Source organism: uncultured Eudoraea sp., from assembly GCF_947258525.1.
Lineage (GTDB): Bacteria > Bacteroidota > Bacteroidia > Flavobacteriales > Flavobacteriaceae > Eudoraea.
In genome coordinates this window covers 1-3,384 of the sequence record NZ_CAMYIP010000056.1, presented here as the reverse complement: position 1 = coordinate 3,384, position 3,384 = coordinate 1, and the positions used below count along the sequence as shown (strand labels likewise).

Sequence of the window (3,384 nt, the reverse complement as noted above, 5' to 3'; positions counted from 1 at the left end):
GTTGGAAATACAAGCGAGTTTCAAAAAGGAGCTCGCTTCTTTTTTGAAATAAAGCGAAGGGATTCCTTTTGTGGTTTTCAAAGCGGAGCTTTATCAGGAGATCATGATCCGCCAATTGGCGGAGCTTAATCCCAAGGCAAAAATCAAAACAGGGAAAAAATTATGTGCGCATATTTAGACTTTCAATTAAGAAGGCAATTGGGGGGGGTTAGGCCATAGTTAATCAAATCTCCTTAGGAGCATTAGAATACTTGTCCAGGCTATCTTCTTCTTTGAATTGTCCTTTGCCTAATATTTCGTTATTATTCATGCAACATTCTGCCCGATCCAACAATATCTTTACTAGGATATTATCTTGTCTTTTAAAACCTTTGAAAAGTGAAGAAAGCTACTCGGACAATAATTCAAGTAGTTCGTCCTTTACTTAAATTTATTTGGCTTAATTATTTCTATCTTAAATACATATTCTTTTACGCTTGTATAGAGCATTTCTTTCAAGATGAAGGTCGTTGTATCTGGTTAGAAATGTAACCTAAGAACCAGACAACGTCCAAAACCTTACACACTTTATTATGAAAAGATTACTTATTCCATTATTGGCGATTCTCTTAATCGCTTCTTGTTCCGAAGAAGAAATTACACTAGAAAATGAATCACAATTAAATCAAGAAAAAATTGCTTGGCTTAAAGCTGTAGACAGCTATAAAGCTGATTATGAAAGGCAGTTAAATAATATCAAAAAAGAGTCGGACTTAATTAAGCGTAATACGGCATTAGCTTTTTTACGATTAACTGAAACAAAAGCGGAAAGAGTTTCCTTTAGAAAAAATCAATTAGATAACCTGAGTTTCGTAAATAAGAAATCTTTAATCAAAGTACCAGAAGATTACGCTTCACTACAGGAAGCGGTAGATAATGCAGAACCTAATGGTGAAATACAAATTATCGGGAATCTTGAAAATCAGGGTGAAGTCTTCGTAGATGTTCAAGGTATTAAAATTAAAGGAGCTGACAATTCTTCAATTAGTGGAACAGCTATTAATTTATTGGCTGAAGATATAGAAGTGAGCAATCTTGATTTGCAAATTAAATTAGTGATAGGTAGTGGGGCTAATGGTGCTAAAGTTCTTAACAATAAATTGAAGTCTCTATCTACAGAAACTGATGCCCTTATTTTGATGAATAACGTATCTGGATGCACAATAAAGGATAACACAATAAGTGATGAGGGTAATACCTTAATAAGTGGCATAAGTGCGCAAGATTGCTCCGATAATGAGTTCAAATCAAATACTATTTATGGAGGTATAAACACATTCGCCCATCTGCTGTTTAATAACTCTACCAACAATGAAATAAAAGATTGCCACATTGAAAATGGAGGCAATATTGATGGGGCAGGTGTCTTATTCGAGGGAAACAATAATGATAACATTATCAAAGGATGTAATATTCAAAATGTTGGAGGAGATGGTGTAACTTTTATTGGTGGTTCCTTTGAAAACAGAGGGAAAAATAATCAAATCCTTAATTGTACGGTTAAAAATTATAATGGTGGATGGTTTAGCAGAGGCCTTGTAATGGTGCATGTCGAAGCCAGTGTTATACGTAATTGTGAGGTGAATAATAAAGATGCTGACGGCTCGGAAAATGTCTTTTCAGAAGGGATTAATTTGGTTAACGCAACAGATTGTAAAATTGATAATTGTATCGTAGAATATAATAACGGAGGAGGTATTGCTTTAGTTTTTAATTTACGTGGAACAAATTCACTCATAAATTGCAAAGTAAATAATAATGGAGGCGCATTAATTAAGTCTCAACTTGGTTGTTTCGGAGTAACTACAATTCCGCAAGCTGTTAATGGTTCTATAATCATAGATAATTGTGTAGTAAGCAATAATATAGCCGTTGGCGACCCCCTGCCGTATCCATTTTATATTAGAGCTGCAATAGCGGTGGGGTATTCGTATTATGGTCCTTCTAATAGCTTTAGCCATATAGTCTCGAATTGTAAGGCTAATAATAATAAAGGCACTGTTGCGGGTGGTATCGTTGCAGCAGCCTTTTCTGACTTCTTTGGACAAAATCCCAACGTAACTTTTAACTTGTATAACAATGTAGCCAATGGTAATAAAAATGGTATTGGACTTAGTGGCTTGGAAAATGCTATTCTTACTAACAATACGGCAAGAGGTAATAGCATTTGTGACTTTGTAGAAGATGACCTAACAGGTCCTGTAATTGGTACAGTATTAACCAATAATAACTTTGGAACAACTTGTGTTGTGAATAATTGAAGTGATATTCAAAAATTAGACTCTTTAGAGTCATATTTGAGCTATTCTTTAAAAACTCCTCTGATTTTGGGGAGTTTTTTGTTTCACAACTCCTTAGAAACATTGCTGTACCTATCCAGGCTTTCCCCTTCTTTGAATACTCCCTTGCCTATAATCTCATCTTGTTCTATATCCCATAGTACCTCATCAAAGAACATATCTATTGCATAAAGGACGTATTTAGAATTACTTTCAATAACAATATCCAAGAACTTACCTTTAGAGAATACAGTATCCCATTGTTCATCTTCTGAAAGCATCTTGTATTCGTAGAGGGTCATTGTACTAATTTAATTATGTTGAGTGCAACTGTAATGTAGGTGTGGAATGATTTAGGATCATTTAGTCGTAATTAAATCAATTCTGGCATTTTTATATGTTATTTTTATGACAAACCTTCCAGATGCCACATAAAAATGGGACAACATTGTTAATTGAATCAATTCCTGAATTATTTGAAACAGTTATTGAATTTCCAAATTTTGCATACGCACGTGGAGAACCTAAAGAGTATGATATACCATTTTTACCAAAAGTTTGGCGTAAAGATCCAGTAGGGATAGACGATACACCATTAACTCCAAATACTACATTTACTAAAGGAGAATTAAAAATCCTTGAACAATGTCAAAAGGACTTAATAAATAAAAAATTCACAGACAGTTACTTTACTACTTTTATTGATGATTATAAGAAGAAAATAGATTTAAATAACGAGGACTTGTTTCACTGGACAGCACTTGCACAGCATTATGATTATCCCACAAGACTTACGGATATAACGACAGACTTACTTGTTGCACTGTATTTTGCGTGTTCAAAGTGTATTGATAATAGTGGGTATGTATATTATTTTAAGGATAATTATAACGAACTCCATTTATCAGATCATGTCAGAAGAGTTGGTTCTTATTTCGATGTTGAAGAAATTAAATCAGGACTCATTGATAAATATCCAAAAACTCCAATAGATGATACTCCAACCATTATTAAACCCTCATATCCAAACAAAAGAATAGAAACACAAAGAGGTGCTTTTTGCTTT

General features: G+C 33.7%; 3 protein-coding genes. 2 read left to right on the top strand and 1 reads right to left on the bottom strand.

The window, feature by feature from the left end; translation table 11 throughout:
• Positions 1–572 precede the first annotated feature (572 nt).
• Positions 573–2,300, top strand: a complete 1,728-nt coding sequence (locus tag Q0X89_RS04285; RefSeq protein ID WP_297691477.1) for a right-handed parallel beta-helix repeat-containing protein — start codon at positions 573–575, stop codon at positions 2,298–2,300.
• Positions 2,301–2,383: 83 nt separating this feature from the next.
• On the opposite strand, the gene Q0X89_RS04280 is transcribed toward Q0X89_RS04285, so the two are convergent.
• Positions 2,384–2,620 carry a hypothetical protein gene (locus tag Q0X89_RS04280; protein ID WP_297691475.1) on the bottom strand — a complete coding sequence of 79 codons (237 nt, stop codon included), beginning with the start codon at positions 2,618–2,620 and terminating at the stop codon, positions 2,384–2,386.
• Positions 2,621–2,742: 122 nt separating this feature from the next.
• On the opposite strand from Q0X89_RS04280, the gene Q0X89_RS04275 reads away from it, so the two are divergent.
• The coding region (locus tag Q0X89_RS04275; protein WP_297691473.1) for an FRG domain-containing protein at positions 2,743–3,384 on the top strand (642 nt) is incomplete at its 3' end.